Origin of the sequence: Paracoccus denitrificans (genome assembly GCF_900100045.1) — a bacterium.
Taxonomy (GTDB): domain Bacteria; phylum Pseudomonadota; class Alphaproteobacteria; order Rhodobacterales; family Rhodobacteraceae; genus Paracoccus; species Paracoccus denitrificans.
This window is the reverse complement of the sequence record NZ_FNEA01000012.1, coordinates 13616-34440: the sequence shown is the minus strand read 5'-3', so window position 1 is coordinate 34440 and position 20825 is coordinate 13616. Positions and strand designations below refer to the sequence as shown.

The following is a 20825-nucleotide window of genomic DNA, read 5'->3' as shown; positions in this document are numbered from 1 at the left end:
GTTTTGATGACCGGGTAGGCTGCGACCGGTATGGGCGCCCGACATAGCGGGCTTTGGCCGGCGGCGCAACCGCCGGGCCGCATCACTCGGAAAGGTCCAGCGCCGGGGTTTCGCCGCTTTCCTGCAGATGCCGGACCGCCTGCCAGCGCCCGTCGCGGCACACAACAGCGGTGACGCTGGGCCGGATGCGGATCGGATGGCCGGCGGCGAACCGCGACCCCGCCGCCGGCGTTGGTCCCGAAAGCAGCAAGGAGCCGACCATGACCGAGCGGATCGAGGGTGTGACCATCTCGCATCCCGAGCGGGTGATCTTTGCCGATGCCGGGCCGGGCAAGGCGGGGCTGACCAAGGCGGGGCTGACCAAGGCGAGGCTGGCGCGTTACTACCAGCAGATCGCGCCCCTGATGCTGGAAGAGGCCGCGAACCGCCCGCTGTCGCTTCTGCGCCTGCCCGACGGGATGGCGGGCGAGCGGTTCTTTCAGAAGCATCCCGGCAAGGGCTTTCCCAAGGCGATCCGGCAGATGCAGATCACCGAAAGCGACGGCGAAGCCGCGCCCTATGCCTATGTCACCGATGCCGCGGGGCTGGTCGCCGCCGTGCAGATGGGCACGGTCGAGTTCCATATCTGGCCCGCCCGCCGCGACCGGCTGGAGCGGCCCGACCGGCTGGTCCTGGACCTCGACCCCGATGAGGGGCTGGGCTTCGATGCGGTGCGCAGCGCCGCCCTGTCGCTGCGCGGCCGGCTGCTGGACCTGGGGCTTGAGCCCTGGGCGATGCTGACCGGCGGCAAGGGCGTGCATCTGGTGGTCCCGCTGCGCCGCAGCCTCGGCTGGGACGATCTCAAGCGTTTCGCCCGCGGCTTTGCCGCGCTTTGCGCGCAAGAGGAACCGGATCGCTATACGGTGGAACTGGCCAAGGCCAGCCGCAGGGGCCGGATCTTCATCGACTGGCTGCGCAACGAGCGCGGCTCGACGGCGGTCGCGCCCTTTTCGGTGCGCGCCCGGCCCGGCGCGCCGGTGGCGGCCCCGATCGGCTGGGACGAACTGGCCCGGATCAGCACCGCCCGCGCCTTCGGCATCGCTGCGGCGCAAGAGCGCGGCTGGGCCGGCGTGACGCGGGTGCAACAAAGCCTGACCCGGCCCATGTTCGAGGCGGTGGAGAAGGCGCTGGCCGGTTGAACGCCCCCTTCAGCCCTCGATGCGCCGTCCGCTGACGGGATCGAAGAAATGCAGATGCGCCGGATCCGGCACCGCCTCGACCCGGTCGCCGCGCGACAGTTGGCTGGTGCCGGGCAGGCGCAGCACCATCGGCACCTCGGAGCCCTCGATCATGCCGTAGCCGAAGGCATCCGCGCCCAGCCTTTCGACCGAACGCAGCACAACCGGAATCGCCGCCTCGCCCGGCTGTGCGGTTCGCAGATGCTCGGGGCGCAGGCCAAGCCGAAGGTCGCCGCCGCGCGGCACCGGCAGCGGCAGGACCGCGCCGCCCGGCAGGGTGACGCGCCCGTCGGCAGCATCGACGGTAAAGATGTTCATTGCCGGCGAGCCGATGAAACCGGCGACGAACTCGCTGGCCGGCCGCTCATAGACTTCCAGCGGCGTCGCGATCTGTTCCGCCACGCCCTTGTTCATCACGATCAGCCGGTCGGCCAGCGTCATCGCCTCGACCTGGTCATGGGTGACGTAAAGCGTGGTCTGGCCGGTGCGCAGGTGCATCTCCTTGATCTGCAAGCGCATCTGCACCCGCAGCTTGGCATCGAGGTTCGACAGCGGCTCGTCCAGCAGCAGCGCGGCCGGCTCGCGCACCAGCGCCCGGCCCATGGCGACGCGCTGGCGCTGGCCGCCCGACAGCGCACGCGGCTTGCGGTCCAGATAGGGCTCCAGTTCCAGCATGGTCGCGGCCTTGGCGACGCGGGCCTCGATCTCGGTTTTCGGCAGTTTCGCGATCTTGAGGCCGTAAGCCATGTTCTCGCGCACCGACATATGCGGATAAAGCGCATAGTTCTGGAACACCATGGCGATGTCGCGCTGGCGCGGTTCCAGGTCGTTGACCACCTTGCCGCCGATCTCGACCGTGCCGGCGCTGATGGCTTCCAGCCCGGCCACCATGCGCAGCAGCGTGGACTTGCCGCAGCCCGAGGGGCCGACGATCACCACGAACTCGCCGTCGGCGATCTCCATGGTGATGCCGTGGATGACCTGGTTTCCCGCATAGCTCTTGCGGACGTCGTTGAGCAGGATGCGGGCCATCTATTTCTCCGTCTCGACCAGGCCCTTGACGAACCAGCGCTGCATCAGCACCACCACCAGGATCGGCGGCAGGATGGCCAGCACGCTTGTGACCATCACGAGGTTCCAGGGCGTATCGGCATCGGCAAAGGAGATCATCTTCTTCAGCGCGATGACGATGGTGTTCATTTCGTTGGAATTGGTGACCAGCAGCGGCCACAGGTATTGCGTCCAGCCATAGATGAACTGGATCACGAAGATCGCCGCGACATTGGTCAGCGACAGGGGCCACAGGATGTCCTTGAAGAACCGCCATGGCCCCGCGCCGTCGACGCGCGCCGCCTCCAGCAACTCGTCCGGGATGGTCATGAAGAACTGCCGGAACAGAAGCGTCGCGGTGGCCGAGGCGATCAGCGGCAGGATCAGCCCCGGATAGGTGTCGATCAGCCCCAGGTCGACCATGACCTTGTAGGTGGGCTGGATGCGCACCTCGACCGGCAGCATCAGCGTGATGAAGATCAGCCAGAAACAGGCCATGCGCAGCGGAAACCGGAAGAAGACGATGGCATAGGCCGAGGCCATCGAGATCGCGATCTTTCCCAGCGCGATGCCCATGGCGACAATGGTGGTATTGGCCAGGAGCCGCCACAGGCTGACCCCGCCGATGCGGCTGATCCCGCCCGAGAAGGCGTCGGAATAGTTCCTCGCCGCCTCGGGTCCGGGCAGCAGGGGCAGCGGCGGGCGCAGGATGGTCTGCACCGAATGGGTCGAGGCGACGAAGACATAATAGACCGGAAAGGCCACCACGATCACGCCCAGCACCATCCAGAAATGCGCCAGCAATCGCCCGGCGCCGCGCGCGGCCAGCGGAGAGGGCTCAGCCATAATGCACCCTCCTCTCGATGAAGCGGAACTGGAAGGCGGTCAGCGCGATCACGATGATCATCAGGATCACCGATTGCGCGGCGGAATCGCCCATGATCAGGTTCACGAAGCCGTCGTTATAGACCTTGTAGACCAGCGTCTCGGTCGCCTTGCCCGGGCCGCCGCCGGTCACGGCATGGATGATGCCGAAGGTGTCGAACAGCGCATAGACCGTATTCACCACCAGCAGGAAGAATGTCGTCGGCGCCAGCAGCGGAAAGGTGATGGTCCAGAAGGCATGGCGACGCGAGGCGCCGTCGATGGCCGCAGCCTCCAGAAGCGATCGGGGAACCGCCTGCAAGCCCGCGACGAAGAACAGGAAATTATAGCTGATCTGCTTCCACGTCGCGGCCGCGACCACCAGCGCCATCGCCTGTTCGCCATCCAGCAGCGGGTTCCAGTAGATGCCCATCTGCCGCAGCGGCCAGGCCAGCGTGCCGAAGCTGGGATTGAACATGAACAGCCACAGCATGCCGGCGATGGCGGGCGCAACCGCATAGGGCCAGATCATCAATGTGCGGTAGAAGCCCTTGCCGCGAATGATCTTTTCCGCCTGCACCGCCAGGAACAGCGCAATCGCCATGGCGCAAAAGGCGACGAGCACCGAGAACACCACCGTCACCCGGACCGAGTTCAGATAGTTCGGATCGCTCAGCACCTTGCGGAAATTCGCCAGCCCCACGAAGGTCGTCTTCAGGCCAAAGGCATCCTCGCGCAGCACGGACTGGCGAAAGGCCTGCGCCGCCGGCCAATAGAAGAAGATCAGCGTGATCGCCAGTTGAGGCGCCAGCAGCAGCCAGGGCAACAGCTTGTGCGGAAAGACCGTGCGTCTCATCCGTCCCCCTTGTCGGATCGAGCGGGCGCCGGGACGCCCGCCCATGGTTTCAGCCGCCCACGGCTTCCCTGATCGCGGCATTGCCGCGCTCGACGGCGTTCTTCAGCGCCGTGGCCGCGTCCTGCTGGCCGGCCAGCATCTTTTCGTATTCCTCGTTCTGGATGTCGCGCAGCTGCGGCAGGTTCGGCGCGCGCACGCCCTTGGAGTTCTCGGTCGGCTCTTTGCCCATCATCTGCAGGATCGGCGTCTCGCGGCCCGGGTTCTGCTGGTAGAAGTCCGAACCCTTCGTGACTTCGTAAGCCGCCATGGTCACCGGCAGATAGCCCGACTGCTCGTGCAGGTATTGCTGCACGTCGGTCTGCGACAGGTAGTTGAAGAAGGCGGCGACGCCCTTGTAGGTCTCTTCCGACTTGCCGCCCATCACCCAGAGCGAGGCGCCGCCCGGCGTGGTGTTCTGCGGCGCACCCTCGGCCGTCTCGTCATAGGGCAGCTGGCCGATGCCGTAGTTCATGCCCGACTTGACGATGTCGCCAAGCCCGCCCGAGCTTTCGGTCAGGATGCCGCATTCGCCCGAGGTGAAGTTCTGCTTGGCCTCGCTGGTGCGGCCGCCATAGACGAAGACGCCCTCTTTCGCCAGATCCGCAAGCTCCTGGAAGTGCTTGACGAACAGCGGGCCGTCGATCTTCAGTTCGGGCGGGCCGGCCAGGCCGTTCTCGTTCGTGCCCCAGCTGACGTCGTTCCAGGCGGCGAAGTTCTCGGTATGGATCCAGGTCAGCCAGGTCGAGGTATAGCCGCAGGTCGCGGCCCCCGATTCCTTGATCTGGCGCGCGGCGGCCCAGACCTCGGCCCAGGTCTTGGGCGGGTTCTCGACATCCAGCCCCGCCTTTTCGAAGATGTCCTTGTTGTAATACAGGATCGGCGAGGAGGAGTTGTAGGGGAAGGACAGCATGTCGCCCTCGGGCGTCGAGTAATAGCCGACGATGCCGGGCAGATACTGCCCCTTGTCGAAGGCATAGCCGCCCTCTTGCAGCACCTCGGCCACCGGCTTGATCGCGCCCTGCGCGCCCATCATCACGCCCGTGCCCACGTCGAAGACCTGAATGATGTCGGGCGCCTGCCCAGCGCGGAAGGCGGCGATGCCGGCGTTCAGCGTCTCGGGATAGGTGCCCTTGAAGACCGGCTTCACCTCGTAATCCGATTGGCTCGCGTTGAAGTCGCCGGCGATCTTGGTCACCACCTCGGCATTGGCGCCGGTCATCGCGTGCCACCACGAGATTTCGGTCTTGGCCTCGGCCGCGACGGGCAGCGCCATCATCCCCGCAAGCCAGAATAGGGTTCTTTGCATGATAATCCTCCGAGTCGTGCCTTGCGGCGTCATCGTTCCCGGACGGCAGCACCTGGGCCAAGGCCCGCCATGCGCCATCCGCCTCCTTCTGCGGATTTGTCACCTGCCAGGGGCCGGGGTGTCAATTCGCAACTGGACCGTCTGGTATGGCAGGCAGCAGGCAGACACCGCGCCGGTCACCGCGGCTCTGTCGCATTGTTTTATGAAAATTCAATGACACCAGTATGTAATATTCAAATTATGATGTTGTTTCTTGCTTCATGCGCATGGCCTGCGCATCGGAAAGCGGCCCGGGTTCCGTAGCGTCCGCCCGCCGGCATCCGGCAGCGCCGCGGAATGTTTGCCATTCGTCCCGCCAGCGGGCGCGGGAAATTCACGCCGCAATCACAGGCTTGCGCGAAGATCGGGAAAGCCCTCTGCCAAGGACACCCGCGACGCGATGGAAAAACCCGGCCCCCGCGCCCCCGACCTGACCGAAAACTGGCAACGCCATGACTGGCGCGAAAGCTTCTTTGCCCCCGGCTTCGTCATCCTGCAGGCGCTGACCCGGGACGGCCGCACCGCCAGCGGCGCCGGCCGGAACCGGGACGAAGCCTTCGACCGCTGCATCGGCGAGACCGCCGAGATCCTGGCGCTGGCCGCCTTTCGCGCCGGGGGCGGAGCGTTCGAGCCCTGGCGCGACGGGCTGGCGGCGCATCTCGATCCCGGCCCGGCGCGCGAGGCCGCGATGGACGAGGCCTGCGAACGGCGCGCGGTCGCGGATTGGTGGCTGGGCCGGCGTCCCGCCGTGCCGGTGGCTGCGGAATGGGTTCGGCAGGCCGGGCTGGCCGCACAGCTTGATCGCGCGCGCGACGGGGCGGCGCTGCGGCGGCGCACCGACTGGTGGCAGATCGGGGCCGCGGGCGACCCTCGCATCATGATCTGCCGCAGCATGAGCCCCGAGGGGCAGGACCCGGTGCTGGGCTATGGCGCCCATCGCGATCCGGTGCGGGCGGCCGGGAAAGCCCTGCGCGAGCTGCTGCTGATGGAGTTGAACCTGATGGAGCTGCTGGCCGCCCGCTCCTTCGGCCGCGAGGGCGCGCTGCAAGCGGTGCGCAACCGCATCCGCGGCTATGCCCGCCGCGCCGCCCTGCTGTTCCCCGAGGCCGTCGCCATCCATCCCGCGCCGCCGGGCGATGCGGATGCCGGCGGCTGCTTCGACACCCCGCCCGCCTGCCATGAGATCTCGCCGCCCGAAGGGCCGCTCAGCGTCTGGATCTGCCGTCCCGACGCAGCCGCGCCGCCTTTCACCGACGAGACGGGCCTGCCCTATCTGTGAGGATTGCGATGCGCGACGACAGCCTGGCCAGAAACCTGCGGGCACCGGGACCGGGGCAAGGCGGCTGCCCCATGGGCTGCGCGCCGCTGATGGGGTCGCTGCGCGACATGGGGGCGCTGGCCTCGCCGCTGTCCCAGGCCGACGACCGCCCCGATATCGGCCAGCGCCTGCCCCAGATCCTGCTGAACACAACGCCCGACTGGCGCGCGGCCTGCCTTGAGCTGACCGCGCATATCCCCTCGGGCTATACCTATCTGGCGCAACTGATGGGCCATGACATGGGCAGCAGCGTGCCGGCCGACAGCGTGCCCTATGCCCGGCCCGAAGGCGGCGTCGGCCCGGCCAGGCGCTACAACCTGATCGACAATCCGCTGACGCTGGAAACGGTCTATGGTCCCGGCCCGGCCATGCTGACGCATGTCTACGATCCCGAGACCTGCCTGTTCCGCCTGACCCGCGGTGCGCGGCTGGCGCGGCTTTATGGCCGTGCCGCCGGCGCCTCGTCGGACCCCGATCCCCGGCCGATCCGGGCGCTCTATGACGAGCGCAACCGCGACTCGCTGATGCTGCACGAGCTGACGGTGGCCTGGATGCAGTTCCACAACCGGCTGGCCCGCCACCTGATGGCCGAGGGGCTGGAGCCGTTCCGCGCCTATGTCCTGGCCCGCGCCCATGCCCTGCGCTGCTGGCACGGCATCCTGGCCGGCGACCTGCTGCCGCGTTTCCTGCATCCCCGGATCGCGGCGCTGGACGGCGATGCCCTGCCCGGTTGCTGGGCGCTGGACGAGACCACGTTGCTGCATGGGCTGTGCCGCGCCTTCCACGCCCTGCCGCTGGCGGCCTATCACCTGGGCCGCTCGGGACTGCACAACCTGGGCACGCTGCTCAAGCGCGGCTACGCCCCCAGCGAGGCCGAGACCGACTGGCATATCGACTGGCCGCTGTTCCTCGGCGCCAGCCCCGGCGCGCCGCTGACCGGCATCTCGGCCAGCGTGGCGCCCGAACTGCGCGCGCCGGTGACGGCGGCGGCGGTGATCGCGCTCGACAACCGCTCGGCCGCCGAGGCCGGATCGCTGCGGCCCGGCAACGATCCGATCCGCGCCGCCATCGCCGCCCTGCCCGGCGACTGGCCCACGCGCATCGCCCCCGCCCGGCTGGCCGACGATTTCGCCGCCGCCCATCCGCAGGCGCCGATCCGCATCGATGCCGAGGGGCTGGAATGGGGGCCGCTCTACCAGTTCCTGATGGTCGAGGCGCAGCTGCACGGCCGGCTGGGCGGCTTCGGCCCGCTGGGCAGCGCCTTGTTGCGCGGCTCGGTCCTGGGCTCGATCCGCCGCGTCGTGCTGGCGCCCGAAACCGAAGCGACCGCCGGCCTGCCCCGGCCCGCGACCATGCTGGAACTGATCACGCTTGCCAGGCAATAACGGAGAAACGACCATGACAGGGACGCGCCGCAAATACATCATCATCGGGGCCGAGGTGGACCAGCCCGAGGCGTGGCTGCACAAGGACGGCAGCATCAACGCCAAAAAGGGCGGCGACGGCGAGCCGCTGAACGTCGAATATATCGGCCGGCTGATGGTCGATCTGTCGCAGCGCGGCAAGTCCGGCGTGCCCAAGGCCGAACTGGACGCGCTGGAGGAACGCATCAAGCGCGCGCTGGTGGTGCAGGATTTCTCGGCTCATGACGGCACGGCGCCGCTGAGCGATGCCGAGCGAGAGGCGATCCTGGACGCCACCACCGTCCGCATCGAGTTCGAAAGCCGCCGCCGCGGCAGCAAAAAGCCCGACCGCAACACCCGCATCCTGGTCGTGCCCTCGGACGAGACGCTGGCCATCGCCGATGCCATGCTGCGCGCCCAGGGCGAGGCCGAGGGGTTTCGCCCGCCGCTGTCCTATGAACTGGACCGGGCGCTGATGCTGGCCGGCATGCAGACCGAGATCATGGAGATGGTGCGTGAGTTCGCCGCCCGCGCCGAGCCGGGCTGGACCCCGGCGCTGCAAACCGCGCTGGAGGCGCATGTCGAGCAGGCGATCCGCGAGCGCAGCCGCTTCAAGGACGCCAGCGGCAGGCCGGCCAGGGACGTGAAGAACGAGATCATGTCGAGCCCCCTGCGCGCCTTTCACCGCTCGGTCGGGATCTATGCCACGAACATGTGCCGCTAGGCGTGAAAGCGGCAACTGGACGCGCCGGCCTGTTCCAGCGTCTCGCGCAGCTCTTGCCGCCAGTCTTCGTTGCGCAGGGGAAAGATGGACAGGAACCAGTCGAGGATCTGCGCATCCGTCGGGTCGGGGGGGCCGTGCCATTGCCCGCGCAACTCGGCCAGATAGGCGTGAATCCGCCGCGCCGCCGCCTCGGCCTGTCCCAGCCGCCACAAGGCGGCGCTGTGCCAGCCGCCCACCGTCGGCATCAGCCCGGCGCCGCCTTCGCATTGCCGCGCCGCCGCCGCGAAGTCGCCGCACAGATAATCCGCCGCCGCCAGATAGATCCGGTGAAAGGGCTCCATCACCGCGGCATGGCGCTTGGTCTCGGCCACCAGCCCGGCGGCCTTCCCCAGATCGCCCGCAAAGGCGAAGCCGAGCGCGCAGGAGGCCAGCGTCAGCGGGTTGTTGCGGTTCAGCACCAGCGCCTGGTCGAAATGGAACTCGGCCAGGTCGAAATAGCCCAGATGGCAAAAGCACCAGGCCAGCACGCGATGCGCGCGAGTGTCCAGCGGATCGGCGGTGACGGCGACGATGGCGTGATGCATGGCGTCGCGCTTGAGCTCCTCGGTCTGGTAGGTGCCGGGCAAAAGCACATGGCGCACGTTCAGCGCGCCCGCCAGTTCGGCATGGGCGGGGCCGAAGGGCGGCGAGCGCGCGGCGATCTCGCGCAGGATGGCCAGCGCCTCGGCCTCGGTCTCGGGCGACCAGCTGTCCAGAAGCGCCTGCGCCCTGAGCCAGTTGTCATAGATGCCCGAGCCGGAATCCGACAGCGACCGGTCCGAGACCACCACCGACAGCGCATTGGCGATGTTGGACAGCAGGACGCGGACCTTGGCCTCCCAATCGGTCTGCGGCGCCTCGATCCATTCCGACCAGACCAGATGCCCGCCGGCGCCGCGCTGCACCTCGACGAAAAGCCGCAGCCCGGCGGGCAGGTGGAACGGCTTCAGCGTGACGCGCACCTGCGCGGGATCGGGGGCGCCCTCCTCGACGATGCACCATTCGCGGAAGCGGCCCATGCGCATGCGCAGATCCGAAAAGAGCACGTTGGTCAGGCTTTCCAGCCCGTGCCCCTCGCCCTCGGCCTCCAGCAGCAGGACCGACAGGCTGGCCTGCGGCAGCCGGTCGCGCTGCCGGTGCTGCCCGCCCCCGCCGGGGTCCAGCTTGATCGCCGCCAGCAGCTCGACGGTCTCGGCCTCGGGCTCCTGGTCGAACATCTCGTCCAGATGGGCGTAAAGCGTGTTGTAGCGCTCGATGGCGCGGGTCGGCCGGCCCGCCTGCCAGTCGAGCCGCATCAGAAGCCGCGTGGCGTTCTCGTTCGACGGCTCCAGCGCGACGGCGAATTCGGCCAGCGCGCGCTGGGTTTCCGGGTCGGAACCTGCAAGCCCCGCAAGGCGGCGGTCCAGCACCTGCCGCACCCCGGCCAGCAGGCCGGCACGGGTGATCGCCAGCCAGCTGTCGAACGAGGCGCTGATCCCCTCGAGCTGCACGGTCTGGTCGATCAGCAGCCGGATGCGGCCGGCCTCGCCGGCATCCCAGCCCGAGGCCGACAGCCGCGCCGCCAGCTCTTCTTGCAGCACGAAGCCGCCCGGCAGGCGCAGCGCGATCTCGCCCGCGCTGGTTTCCAGCGCCCAGCCCGGCATGGCCTCCATGGCGCGGCGGATATGCTTGACCGCCTGCCGATAAGAGGCCGAGGCCTTGTGCTCGTCCGAGTTCTGCCAGAACAGGTCGGTGACCTTTTCCGTGCGATGCACCGGCGTCCGGTCGGCCAGCAGGAAATACAGAAGCGCCCGCGCCTTGCGCAGCCGCAGCGCCTCAAGAACCTGCAAAAGGCCGTCCAACTGCATATGCATCCCTTGCCGCGACTCGCACCTGACGCGCGACACACCCGCAACCCATGAGTTTTCCAAGGATTCGCCATAACGGGGCGGCGATCAACGGTTCATCGCGGCAAAGCGGCGGTTTTTGCCGGCGCTACCCGGCCGAACTGCCGGGCTGCGCCTCGCCCGGGGCGACGGGGCGGCCGAAGGCCAGGGTGTAGACCACGCCCTCCCCGGGCTGGGAAAGCCCGATCAGCGCGTTCAGCCGGCTGTCGCGGAACCCGCCCATGCACAGGCTCGCCAACCCCTGCTCGGCCGCCGCAAGGCAAAGGTTCTGCGCGGCATGCCCTGCCTCGAGCAGCACATAGCGATAGCCGCGCGGCCCGTATTTCTTCTGCGTGCGCGAAAAGATCGCGGCCAGGCACAGGATGACCGGCGCCTCGGCCACGAAGGGCCAGGTGTAGAACATCGGCTCGGCCTCGGCCTGCCAGGGGCCGGGGCGCAGCAGTTCCATCGCATCGCCCTGGGCGTCGTAGTGATGGATGCCGGGCGCCAGCCCCTCGACCCGCGCCACCAGCGCATAGATCTCCAGCGGATAGGTGCCGCCGGCCGAGGGCACGCTGCGGCGCAGGAACCGGCCGCCGGTCTCGAATGGCTCGGGGCCGGTCAGCCCGTATCCGGCGCGCATCAGCCGCGCCAGGGCTGCAAGCGGCAACGGCTCGGGCAGGAAGGCGCGGGTCGAGCGGCGCCCCATCGCCAGCGCCTCGACCGCGCCCGGGTCGGTTGCGGGCAAGACCACGCGCGGCGCCTGCGGATAGCTGCGGAAATCCTGCAGATAGGGACCGGCGCGATAGGCTGCCTCGTTCAGCCAGGGCTCGGAATTCAGGTGAAACAGGCGAGACAGGGCGGTAGGGTCGTGGACGGGAATGCTCATCGGATCACGCCAGCGGATGGGGACAGGGATTCAGGTCGGCCTCGGCCAGCGGCTCGGCGCGCAGGCCCCAGCGCAGCGGCGCCTCGTAAAGCCGGCGCCCGCCCAGGCGGCCCTCGCCATGGCCGAAATGGATCGGCTGGAACCCGGTCGCAAAGCAGCGCACCACGCGCGGGCCAAGCGGCGCGATGTCCGGCGCGGTGATATCGACATAGGCGATGCGGGCACCGGCGGCATTCGCGGCCTCGACCAGCCGGGCCAGCACCGCCTCGGGGTCCGGGGCAGCCGGGCGCGGCAGGTCGTCCAGCCGCACCCGGCTGCCCGAGGCGAACAGGAAATCGAACGCGCCCAGATTGCGCGGCAGGGCATGATAAAGCGGGTGGTCGTCGAGGTCGCGCACATCCTCGGGGCCGCGCAACCGCTCGGCCGCGTCGCTGCGGGCAAGGCGCGAGATCATGCTGGGCCGGGCCTGGCACAGCTCGAACATCGCCTTGTCGACGGCAGAGGCCGGGTCGGGGTCGCAACCCATGCCGACGATGCGCGCGCCCTGCGCCGGGTCCGGGTTCTCGGCCACGGCCATGACCACGAAGGCGGCCTGGTCGGTGGCCAGCGACAAAAGCCGCACCACGACCCCGAAGCGGCGGTAGTGCCTGATGATCGCGGCGGCCATGCAGCCGGTCTCGGGCGTCTCGATCAGCGTGGCGGGCAGGCGGTTGAGCCAGGTGATCATCAGCGCATCGCGCTCGATCAACTCGCAAAGCCCGCCGATGACGGCGCGGGTCAGGTCGGACCCTGCCGCCAGCCCGTTCGAGGTGACGGCGGCGACATGATCCTGGGGCCGTGGCAGCGGGCTGAGCAGATAGACCAGCCCCGCCGGCAGTTCGACCGGCCGGCCCGAGGGCAGCTCGACCCCCTCGATCCAGCTCGTCTCGGTCGCGGGACTCCAGCGCGGATAGGGCAGGCCGGCGCGATATTGCGCCTCGGAATGCAGCACGCAATCGGCGGGGGTGATCGCGCCGGGCAGCGCCGGGCCGACGCGGATGCGCGAGGCGTCCCAGTGATAGGCCGAATACCGCTCGATCGCCTCGCCCAGGGCGGAAAGCCGCGCCTCGGCCTCGGTCCGGCCCTTGCCGGCATTCAGCCGCTCGGAGGGACCGGCGGCGCGGAAATCATAATGCGCCAGCGTCGCCGTCCACAGATGCGGCGGACAGGGTTCCTCGGGGCCCCTGCCCTGCGGCGCGAGTTCGCGCACCAGCCCGCAACGGCGGCTGACCAGCGCCGCACCCAGCCGTTCGGCCTGCACCGCATCGTCCCTCATCTCGCCGTCCCGCCGCAGACCGGGCAGCCGGGCTTGCGCAGCACGCCATGCTTTTCCTGCCGCAGCCCGGGCAGTTCCACCACGAGGAAACGCCCGTCCAGCGCCGGCTCTCCGGCACCGGTCAGCACCGCGACCGCCTCGGCCGCCATCATGCCGCCGACGATATCGGCACCCATGGCCAGGTTCTCGCGCCGGGCGGACAGGTCGCGGCGCAGCCGGTCCAGATGCCGCTCCAGCGCGAAACGGGCCTGCGGATTAGCGGCGCAGGCAACCTCGCGCATGCGCCAGCACATGTAGCAGGCGGCATCGGGGTCGCCGGAAAAGCCGGGGCCGACGACAAGGTCCAGCCCCTCCATGCCACCGGCCAGCCAGCGCATGCCGAGGTCGCGGCAGGCCCGGTTCAGCTTCAGCGCCAGGTTCAGCTCTCCGGCGTCGAGACAGCAAAGCACCATGGCCGCCCCCTCGATCAGCGCGGCGATGTCCTGCGGGCTGTCGGGGCGAGTGGTCCGGGTGCGGATGCGGCAATCCGGCGCCAGTTCGGCCAGCGCATCAGCCAGGGCCTCGGCGCGCAGGCTGCCGGCATCGCCGGGCCGGAACAGCGGCGAGAAATAGCTGTCGCTGGCGCCGACCTCGGCCGGATCGACGATCAGCAATTCGCCGATCCCGGCGGCCGCGAGGCCACGCGCCGCCGCCGCACCCGGCCCGCCGCCCCCGAACAGCACCACGCGCGCCGCCGTCAGGTGCCGCTGAGCGGCACGGCCCTCGGGCGCGGCCTCGCTGAGCCAGGCGAGCTGCGGCTGCAACCCGGCCGGCAGGGCGGCCGCATCCGCCCCTCCGCCCTCGACCACGACCCCCTGCCCGCCCAGCATCTCCAGCGCGGCCTCCAGATCCTCGCGGGCGAAGATGTCGGCAACCTCGTCGCAGATCCGGTCGATGCCGGTGCGGCCGTCGAGCAGCGGCACCACCTCGCGGCTGAATTCGCGGAAGGAATGGCCCTTGAGCGTCAGCGCCCGCCGCCATGACACGATGCGCAGCAACTCGTCGCCGCCCTCGTCGGGGGGCTCGGCCCAGGCCAGGAAATGCTCAGGCAACAGCGGGTTCCGAAAGGGCATGGCTCTCTGCCTGGATGGTCGGGGGACGGATGCGGAAGACGGCGAGCGCCAGCGCGCGCTCGCCCTGCCGGGCGATCAGCCGTGCGCGGTCCAGATCGGCCAGTTCGGCCTCGATCCGCGCCTCGGGCTCGGCGGTGGCATGGGCGAGCCCGGCGATCGAGGCCGCGCTGTCGCAAAGCGCGTAAAGCCGCGCGGCAAGCCCGGTCAGCCGGTGGCGGCGGGCGGTCGCGACGGCACGGCTGTCGCGGATGGTGACGCCGCCCGCATCGAATTCCGCATCCAGCATGGGCCGGCCCTCGGGGGCCAGGCTGGCATTGCGCCAATCGGCGACCGCGGCCTGGACGGGGCTGACATAGACGGCCGGCTCGCAACCCGGCTCGTGGTCGAAATCGAAGAAATAGGCCAGCCGCGACAATTCCCGCCGACCCAGCGGATAGACGTAGAAATAGGCCCGCGCCGGACGCATGCGGCGAATGCCCAGGGCCTCGGCCCGGCTGTGGAACGGGCTGAAGCGGTCCAGCCGCAGCATGCCGCAGGAACAGGGCGGGTCCAGATGCGTCAACTGCGGGATCAGCCGGGCCATGGCGGCATATTCCTCGGGCTCCTCGCCCGGAAAGCCGGAAAGCACGTTCCAGGCCACCTCGATCCCCAGCTCGCGGCACCAGCGCATCAACTGGATGTTCTGAAATCCGGTGCAGCCCTTGTCCATCAGCTTCAGCACCCGGTCGGAAAAGCTTTCGATGCCGGGCTGGATCTGGGTCACGCCCCCCGCCCGCATCTGCCGCAACTGGTCCAGCCGGAGGTTCGACTTGACCTCGTAGAACAGGTCGAGGTGATAGCCCGCCTCGGCCAGCCGCGGAAACAGCGTGGTGACGTATTTCATGTCGAGGATGTTGTCCACGCAGCCGACCCGGCTGGCCTTGTGGCGTTGTGCGAGCCAGGTGATCTCGTCAAAGGCCCGGTCGGGGGATTTCGAGCGGAAGGCCATGGTGTCGCCGTTCAGCCCGCAGAAGGTGCAGTGATGCTTGGCGCCCCACCAGCAGCCGCGCGAGGTCTCGAAGACCAGGTGCCCCTGGAACTGGCCCGCCAGCGGCGATTGCGCCAGGTGCAAGAAGTAATCGTCGAAATCGGGATAGGGCAGCCGGTCCATCTGCGTCACGCCCTGCGAGCGCAGCGGCGCCTCGGCCGCGCCCCGGTCCAGCACGCCGGGGATCGGCCCCGGCTCGCGCCGACCCGAGAGCCGGTCGAGCAGCAGCGGAAAGCTGATATCCGCCTCGCCCGAGCAGACATGGTCGATCCAGGGAAAGCTGCGGATCATCTGCCAGCCCATCTCGCCTTCGCAATTCGCGCCGCCGAACACGACGACCGGCGGATCGGGCAGCGCCTTCAGCCGCCGCGCCAAGGCAAGGCAGGCGCAGGTCTGGTGAAAGACCGTGCTGAAACCGACCACGTCGGGACGGCGCGCGATGATTTGGGCCATGCAGGCGTCCAGATAATCCGGCAGCAGCGCCCGGATTTGCCGCATCGCGGCATAAATGTCGCGGTCATCGCCCAAATGCGGATGCAGAATGTCGCGAATGAATTCATCGGGCGATGATATTTCATCCCCGAACAATTCCGCGGCGAAAAGCCATTCGCCGATCAGCAGGTTCGGCGGGAAATTCGTGGCAATGCGCTGATAGGGCACCAGCCCGATGCGGGCGGCCATGTCGATATTCAGATAAAGCGCCTCGGCGCTGTGACCGGCCTCGCGCGCCTCGGCGATCAGCAGGCCGACACCCATGGCCGGCCGGCCGATATCGGCGAAGGGAACGACGGGAAACAGGACATGCATTCGCCCCTCCACTGGTCATGCAACGGGCTGCTCAGCCGCCCAGGCCGCCGAAACCTCCTCCGCTGAAGCCGCCGCCGCCGGGCGCGCAGCCGCCGCCGCATTCGTTGATGCAGGGCTGGATGATGGTGCAGGCGCGGATGGTGCAGGCTTGCACCACGCAAGGCCGGATACATTGCGAAATCACAGTGCATTGGCTGATCACGCAGGGGCGGACGCATTGCTGTATCACGCAGGCATCCGGCACGGGGGTCAGGGCCGGGCTGGTTGCCGCGGCCGCGGGCTGGGCCGTGGCCATCATCGAGGCGACCTTGTTATAGGCGCGCATTTCCTCTTCGGTGACCTCCAGGCCCTTCAGCTTGTCCTCGAGCTCGGCCACCCGCATTTCCAGGGTCTTTCCCGTCTCCTTCTTCTCACTACCGGCCATCGTGGAATCCTCCGACAGAACGTGGGTTGCTCCATTTTCGATCCTATCACGAAATCTTGCGGCTCGATAATGTTTTCGTGAACACAGGCTGTTTCGAATAAACCATTAATCGAAAAGACTGCGGGTTGTGATTTTCACGATTGGGCTGCTGGAAATGAAAGGCGTCGGGCATTCGATCATCACGAAAAAATGGGATTCCGGGGCCTGTCTTTTCCCGGTGCGGGAATATGCGGCATTCTCCCCTGGGTTGTCATGCCGCGCGATTCGCGCCGTGCCGGGAATATCCCGGCACGGCGACTGCGCCCCGGCCGCAAAAAAGCCGACAGGTTTCCCTGGAACGCCGTGGCAGAACGACGGCGCGATCCCAACGGCACACATGGCCGGCCGGTCAGGGCTATCGGGGACCGGCCCTGGAGGCCGCGTAAGCCGGGGGCTTCCCCCCGCCCGCCGGATATGCCACGCACGGGGCCGCAGCGCCGTCATCGCCCTGCCCGAACTGGCCAAGCGGACGGAACGGGCGACCCGATGCGGCCGCGGGTGCTGCACCGCGAGGATGGCGACCCGTCGCCGGCCCCGCCCGACGAAGGAATTGGAAGGAAACTGCCATGCTGCGCGCGTTCTTCGCCTATTACCGCCCCTGGATGGGGCTTTTCTGGCTGGATTTCGGCTGCGCGGTGTTGTCGGGCCTGTTGGAGCTGGCCTTCCCGCTGGCGGTCACCGCCTTCATCGACCACCTGCTGCCGCAGGGCGACTGGGGCCTGACCATGCTGGCGGCTGCCGGGTTGCTGGGACTGTACACGCTGAATGCCGGGCTGATGGCGATCGTCACCTATTGGGGCCACAAGCTGGGCATCAACATCGAGACCGAGATGCGCGCCCGCGCCTTCGACCACCTGACCCGGCTGTCCTGGCGCTGGTATGACCGCGCCCGCACCGGCAAGCTGGTCGCCCGCGTCACCCGCGACCTGGAAGAGATCGGCGAGGTCGCCCATCACGGCCCCGAGGATGCCTTCATCGCCATCATGACCTTTTTCGGCGCCTTCGCGCTGATGTTCGCGATCAATCCCGATCTGGCGCTGGTCGTGGCGCTGGTGGTGCCGGCGATGCTGGCGCTGGTGATCGTCTATGGCGGGCGCATGACCCAGACCTGGCAGGCGATCTACTCCCGCGTCGGCGATTTCAACGTCCGGCTGGAAGAGGCGCTTGGCGGCGTGCGCGTCGTGCAGGCCTTCGGCAACGAGGCGCATGAAAGCGAACTGTTCGCCGCCGACAACCAGCGTTATCGCGCCGCCAAGCTCGATGCCTATCGCATCATGGCCGGATCGCTGGCGCTGCAATACATGGGGCTGCGGCTGGTGCAGGTAGTGGTGATGGTGATCGGCGCCGGCTTCGTGCTGACGGGCGCGTTGACCACCGGCGGCTTCGTCGGCTTCCTGCTGCTCGTCGGCGTCTTCTACCGCCCGCTGGAAAAGATCGCCGCGGTGATCGAGACCTATCCGCGCGGCATCGCCGGCTTTCGCCGCTATCAGGAACTGCTGGCGACCGAGCCCGAGATCCGCGACGCCCCGGATGCCGTTCCCGCCCCGCCGCTTGGGGGCGACATCCGCTTCGAGGGCGTGGGCTTTTCCTACGATGCCAACCGCCCGATCCTGCGAGGCATCGACCTGACCATCCGCTCGGGCGAGACGGTGGCCTTCGTCGGCCCCTCGGGCGCCGGCAAGACGACGCTGCTGGCGCTGCTGCCCCGCTTTTACGAACCGACGCAGGGCCGCATCACCGTGGACGGCATCGCGCTGGACCGGATGCAGCTTCACAGCCTGCGCCGCCAGATCGGGCTGGTCAGCCAGGACGTGTTCCTGTTCGGCGGCACGCTGCGCGAGAACATCGCCTATGGCCGGCTGGGTGCCTCGGACGCCGAGATCATCGAGGCTGCGCGCCAGGCCCGGCTGGGGCCGCTGATCGAAAGCCTGCCCGAAGGGCTCGACACCCTTGTCGGCGAACGCGGGGTGATGCTGTCGGGCGGGCAGAAGCAGCGCGTCGCCATCGCCCGCGCCTTCCTCAAGAACCCGCCGATCCTGATCCTGGACGAAGCGACCTCGGCGCTGGACAGCCAGACCGAACGCGAGATCCAGTCGGCGCTGGACGCGCTGGCCGTGGGCCGCACCACGCTGGTCATCGCGCATCGGCTGGGCACGATCCGCCATGCCGACCGCATCGTGGTCATGCAGGAGGGCCACATCGTCGAGGCGGGCGATCACGGCGCGCTGATCGCCCGCGGCGGGGTCTATGCCCGGCTGGCAGGGTGACCGCCCAGGCGGCGCAGGGACGCTTGAGTATTTGGGGAACGGTGAAGCCCTCAAGGGAAACGGCCAGCCTTGCAAGGCTGGCCGTCATCCCCGGGGTGGTGCGGATCAGAAGCTGCGAGAGACCGACAGCTTGAAGTTCCGCCCCGGCGCCGGACCGCTGAGCCAGGTTGCGGGCGTGTAGTCGCGGTCGGTGACATTGTCGACGCCGACATGGACCTCGATCCCCGCCGCCGCACCGCCCTGCGGCACCCAGGTGGCAAAGACGTCATGCACGCCGTAGCCGGCGCGATGCGTGCCGTTAGGCTTGTCGCGGCCATCGGCCAGCGTGCTGCGCAGGCCAAGGCGCAAAGCGTCGCTGGCTTGCCAGATCGCCTGCAGGGTCACGCGGTTGTTGGGCAGCGTGTCCAGGTCGGCACCGTCCTGATCCACCCCATTTACGACCGAGAAGGCCGCTCCGAACTCCCATGCGGCGACGGAATAGGTCGCCTCGAGTTCGCCGCCGCGCAGATAGGCGCGGTCGATATTGACATAGGCCGGCATCGGCGCGGGCGCATTGGTGCGCACGATCATGTCGTCGATATGGTTTCGGAACAGCGTGAGCTTCACCACCGCCTCGTCGCTCGCGGTCAGGATGCCGCTGCCGTGATAGGACAGGCCCAGCTCGATGTTCTTGCCCTTCTCGTCCTTCAGGTCACCCGAAGGCGCGCCTCCCATGAAGCTGTCGTAAAGTTCGTCCACCGTCGGCATGCGGTTCACGAAAGCCACTGAGCCAAAGACCGACAGGCTGTCGTTCAGGCGGTAGATGGCGGCGACCTGCGGTTCGACCGAATCCGCGTCGTAGGTGTCATCCGTCACCGTGACCGAGGATTTCGGCTCGGTGCGCTGCTTTTCGTATCGCAGGCCGGAGTTGATCGTCAGGTCGCCCCAGGTCAATTCGGACAACGCATAGGCGGCCCAGGCGCGGGTATAGGCCTCGGGATGCGAGCTCGACGGAACGCTGGAGGAGCGGTCCTGTTTCAGCACCTCGGCGCCGGTGGTCAGGTGGTGGTCGTAACCCGCCCCCGACAGGTCTGCGACGTTGCTCAGCTTGAATTTCCACAGCCGGTAGTCGCGTTCTCCCAGCAGCGAATCCATGATCGGCTCGTCCGGGTCGTCGCCCTGCCGCACGTCCTTGAGCGTGTTGGTATAGGACAGGGTAGCGGTCAGGTCGACGTAGCGATTGTCTTCGGGGTTCCAGCCCCAGATGAAGCGCGCGGTCTGGTCGCGGGTCGTGATGTCGCCAACCCCCCAACCCGGAAAGCCGGGAAACAGCCCGACCTGCGCGCCTTCGAGCTGGTTGAAGTCCTGATCGTCGCCCTTGGCCTCCAGATGCTGATAGGAGAAGGCGACATACTGGTCGCCGAAGGTCTTCTTGGCTTTCAGAAGCAGGTTCGGCGTCTTGGAATTCGCGCGCACGGTGGTATTGCCGTCCGCATCCTTGGTATCGCCCAGCTTGCGCCAGGCGAAGGCGGCGAGCGCCTCGAAATCCTCGGCCGGGCGCCAGCCAAGCGCGACGCTGCCCAGCACCGTGTCGGGATTGCTGGCATAGCCGAGCTTGGTCCGGCCGCCGAAGGTCTGGCCCTCGGCGATCAGGTCGCCGGCCTCGATCGTCTCCATGGCGATCACGCCGCCAAGCGCGCCCGAACCGTAAAGCGTGGACGAGCCGGGACCGCGCAACACCTCGACCTGGCGCAGGAAGTCAGGTTCCACGAACAAGGCACCCTGGCGGTAGGATTCGTAATATTTCTCTTCTCCGTCGATCAGCTGGACGATGCCGGACTCTGACGCCGCGGCACCCGAGGAGCCGAAGCCGCGGATGTTGAACCCCTGCCCGAAGAAGCTGCCCGAGCCGACGCCGGCGACGCCGGGCACCGTGGCCAGCACCTCGCCGATATGGATGGGCGCGATGTCCTCAAGCTGCCGGCTGTCCACGACCGAGACCGATTGCGGCACTTCCGACGCCACCTTGGGCTTGCCGGCGCGCAGCACGATCTGGTCGAGCACATAGGTGGATTGTGCGGAATCGGCCCCGGCGCGTTCCTGCGCCAGCAGCGGGGCGGTGAAGGTCAAGGCGGTCAGGCAGGCCGTTCCGGCCAGAAGTGCGCCGCGGATCGAGTGGCGTGGCATGTGTCCCCGTTGTCATGTCGTGAAGTTCGCGGCTGGCCACGGGGCTGGCATCTTGCGCG

Annotated in this window: 17 protein-coding genes; 5 read left to right on the top strand and 12 right to left on the bottom strand. The window is 68.2% G+C overall.

Features of this window, described 5'->3' with window-relative positions; translation table 11 throughout:
* Positions 1-82: 82 nt before the first annotated feature.
* On the bottom strand, positions 83-289 hold the full coding sequence (locus tag BLT64_RS26840) for a hypothetical protein (RefSeq protein ID WP_157137459.1): 207 nt from the start codon (positions 287-289) through the stop codon (positions 83-85).
* Here BLT64_RS26840 and ligD point away from each other — a divergent pair.
* Positions 261-1178 carry a non-homologous end-joining DNA ligase gene (gene ligD / locus BLT64_RS12095; protein WP_041530658.1) on the top strand — a complete coding sequence of 306 codons (918 nt, stop codon included), beginning with the start codon at positions 261-263 and terminating at the stop codon, positions 1176-1178. The two genes, BLT64_RS26840 and ligD, sit on opposite strands and share 29 nt — an antisense overlap.
* 9 nt (positions 1179-1187) lie before the next feature.
* On the opposite strand, the gene BLT64_RS12090 is transcribed toward ligD, so the two are convergent.
* The 4 genes from BLT64_RS12090 to ugpB are packed head-to-tail and all read right to left on the bottom strand — an operon-like array spanning position 1188 to position 5332.
* Positions 1188-2249 (bottom strand): sn-glycerol-3-phosphate import ATP-binding protein UgpC, encoded by a 1062-nt coding sequence (locus BLT64_RS12090; protein ID WP_011750416.1) that lies wholly within the window; start codon positions 2247-2249, stop codon positions 1188-1190.
* Positions 2250-3113 carry a sn-glycerol-3-phosphate ABC transporter permease UgpE gene (gene ugpE, locus BLT64_RS12085; protein WP_011750417.1) on the bottom strand — a complete coding sequence of 288 codons (864 nt, stop codon included), beginning with the start codon at positions 3111-3113 and terminating at the stop codon, positions 2250-2252.
* Positions 3106-3987, bottom strand: coding sequence for a sn-glycerol-3-phosphate ABC transporter permease UgpA (gene ugpA, locus BLT64_RS12080; protein ID WP_011750418.1), 882 nt, complete (start codon positions 3985-3987; stop codon positions 3106-3108). The genes ugpE and ugpA overlap by 8 nt, the downstream gene beginning before the upstream one ends.
* A 49-nt stretch (positions 3988-4036) precedes the next feature.
* Positions 4037-5332, bottom strand: a complete 1296-nt coding sequence (ugpB, locus tag BLT64_RS12075) for a sn-glycerol-3-phosphate ABC transporter substrate-binding protein UgpB (protein ID WP_011750419.1) — start codon at positions 5330-5332, stop codon at positions 4037-4039.
* Between the two features lie 439 nt (positions 5333-5771).
* On the opposite strand from ugpB, the gene BLT64_RS12070 reads away from it, so the two are divergent.
* The 3 genes from BLT64_RS12070 to BLT64_RS12060 are packed head-to-tail and all read left to right on the top strand — an operon-like array spanning position 5772 to position 8816.
* Positions 5772-6650, top strand: a complete 879-nt coding sequence (locus BLT64_RS12070; RefSeq protein WP_128493070.1) for a YcaO-like family protein — start codon at positions 5772-5774, stop codon at positions 6648-6650.
* Positions 6651-6658: 8 nt separating this feature from the next.
* A complete protein-coding gene (locus BLT64_RS12065; RefSeq protein WP_011750421.1) occupies positions 6659-8074 on the top strand; it encodes a peroxidase family protein in 1416 nt (471 codons plus the stop codon).
* Between the two features lie 13 nt (positions 8075-8087).
* Complete coding sequence (locus tag BLT64_RS12060) at positions 8088-8816, top strand: hypothetical protein (RefSeq protein ID WP_011750422.1); 729 nt, start codon at positions 8088-8090, stop codon at positions 8814-8816.
* Here BLT64_RS12060 and BLT64_RS12055 read toward each other — a convergent pair.
* The 6 genes from BLT64_RS12055 to BLT64_RS12030 all read right to left on the bottom strand — a co-directional run bounded on the left by BLT64_RS12055 (position 8813) and on the right by BLT64_RS12030 (position 16294).
* A complete protein-coding gene (locus BLT64_RS12055) occupies positions 8813-10702 on the bottom strand; it encodes an AfsR/SARP family transcriptional regulator (protein ID WP_011750423.1) in 1890 nt (629 codons plus the stop codon). The genes BLT64_RS12060 and BLT64_RS12055 overlap by 4 nt on opposite strands.
* A 127-nt stretch (positions 10703-10829) precedes the next feature.
* Positions 10830-11609, bottom strand: coding sequence for a SagB/ThcOx family dehydrogenase (locus BLT64_RS12050; RefSeq protein WP_011750424.1), 780 nt, complete (start codon positions 11607-11609; stop codon positions 10830-10832).
* A 4-nt stretch (positions 11610-11613) separates the two neighbouring features.
* Positions 11614-12924, bottom strand: coding sequence for a YcaO-like family protein (locus BLT64_RS12045; RefSeq protein ID WP_011750425.1), 1311 nt, complete (start codon positions 12922-12924; stop codon positions 11614-11616).
* Positions 12921-14015 carry a TOMM precursor leader peptide-binding protein gene (locus BLT64_RS12040; RefSeq protein WP_157137460.1) on the bottom strand — a complete coding sequence of 365 codons (1095 nt, stop codon included), beginning with the start codon at positions 14013-14015 and terminating at the stop codon, positions 12921-12923. The genes BLT64_RS12045 and BLT64_RS12040 overlap by 4 nt, the downstream gene beginning before the upstream one ends.
* Positions 14008-15870 carry a RiPP maturation radical SAM C-methyltransferase gene (locus BLT64_RS12035; protein WP_011750427.1) on the bottom strand — a complete coding sequence of 621 codons (1863 nt, stop codon included), beginning with the start codon at positions 15868-15870 and terminating at the stop codon, positions 14008-14010. The genes BLT64_RS12040 and BLT64_RS12035 overlap by 8 nt, the downstream gene beginning before the upstream one ends.
* 31 nt (positions 15871-15901) lie before the next feature.
* A complete protein-coding gene (locus BLT64_RS12030; RefSeq protein WP_011750428.1) occupies positions 15902-16294 on the bottom strand; it encodes a hypothetical protein in 393 nt (130 codons plus the stop codon).
* A 605-nt stretch (positions 16295-16899) separates the two neighbouring features.
* On the opposite strand from BLT64_RS12030, the gene BLT64_RS12025 reads away from it, so the two are divergent.
* Positions 16900-18600, top strand: coding sequence for an ABC transporter ATP-binding protein (locus tag BLT64_RS12025; RefSeq protein ID WP_011750429.1), 1701 nt, complete (start codon positions 16900-16902; stop codon positions 18598-18600).
* Positions 18601-18705: 105 nt separating this feature from the next.
* Here BLT64_RS12025 and BLT64_RS12020 read toward each other — a convergent pair whose 3' ends face one another.
* Positions 18706-20766 (bottom strand): TonB-dependent receptor domain-containing protein, encoded by a 2061-nt coding sequence (locus BLT64_RS12020; protein ID WP_011750430.1) that lies wholly within the window; start codon positions 20764-20766, stop codon positions 18706-18708.
* Positions 20767-20825: the final 59 nt, after the last annotated feature.

Excerpts from the sequence above, each read along its gene's own strand:
- ligD (WP_041530658.1), top strand. The coding sequence starts at position 261 with ATGACCGAGCGGATCGAGGGTGTGACCATCTCGCATCCCGAGCGGGTG.
- BLT64_RS26840 (WP_157137459.1), bottom strand. The coding sequence starts at position 289 with ATGGTCACACCCTCGATCCGCTCGGTCATGGTCGGCTCCTTGCTGCTT.
- BLT64_RS12090 (WP_011750416.1), bottom strand. The coding sequence starts at position 2,249 with ATGGCCCGCATCCTGCTCAACGACGTCCGCAAGAGCTATGCGGGAAAC.
- ugpE (WP_011750417.1), bottom strand. The coding sequence starts at position 3,113 with ATGGCTGAGCCCTCTCCGCTGGCCGCGCGCGGCGCCGGGCGATTGCTG.
- ugpA (WP_011750418.1), bottom strand. The coding sequence starts at position 3,987 with ATGAGACGCACGGTCTTTCCGCACAAGCTGTTGCCCTGGCTGCTGCTG.
- ugpB (WP_011750419.1), bottom strand. The coding sequence starts at position 5,332 with ATGCAAAGAACCCTATTCTGGCTTGCGGGGATGATGGCGCTGCCCGTC.
- BLT64_RS12070 (WP_128493070.1), top strand. The coding sequence starts at position 5,772 with ATGGAAAAACCCGGCCCCCGCGCCCCCGACCTGACCGAAAACTGGCAA.
- BLT64_RS12065 (WP_011750421.1), top strand. The coding sequence starts at position 6,659 with ATGCGCGACGACAGCCTGGCCAGAAACCTGCGGGCACCGGGACCGGGG.
- BLT64_RS12060 (WP_011750422.1), top strand. The coding sequence starts at position 8,088 with ATGACAGGGACGCGCCGCAAATACATCATCATCGGGGCCGAGGTGGAC.
- BLT64_RS12055 (WP_011750423.1), bottom strand. The coding sequence starts at position 10,702 with ATGCAGTTGGACGGCCTTTTGCAGGTTCTTGAGGCGCTGCGGCTGCGC.
- BLT64_RS12050 (WP_011750424.1), bottom strand. The coding sequence starts at position 11,609 with ATGAGCATTCCCGTCCACGACCCTACCGCCCTGTCTCGCCTGTTTCAC.
- BLT64_RS12045 (WP_011750425.1), bottom strand. The coding sequence starts at position 12,924 with ATGAGGGACGATGCGGTGCAGGCCGAACGGCTGGGTGCGGCGCTGGTC.
- BLT64_RS12035 (WP_011750427.1), bottom strand. The coding sequence starts at position 15,870 with ATGCATGTCCTGTTTCCCGTCGTTCCCTTCGCCGATATCGGCCGGCCG.
- BLT64_RS12030 (WP_011750428.1), bottom strand. The coding sequence starts at position 16,294 with ATGGCCGGTAGTGAGAAGAAGGAGACGGGAAAGACCCTGGAAATGCGG.
- BLT64_RS12025 (WP_011750429.1), top strand. The coding sequence starts at position 16,900 with ATGCTGCGCGCGTTCTTCGCCTATTACCGCCCCTGGATGGGGCTTTTC.
- BLT64_RS12020 (WP_011750430.1), bottom strand. The coding sequence starts at position 20,766 with ATGCCACGCCACTCGATCCGCGGCGCACTTCTGGCCGGAACGGCCTGC.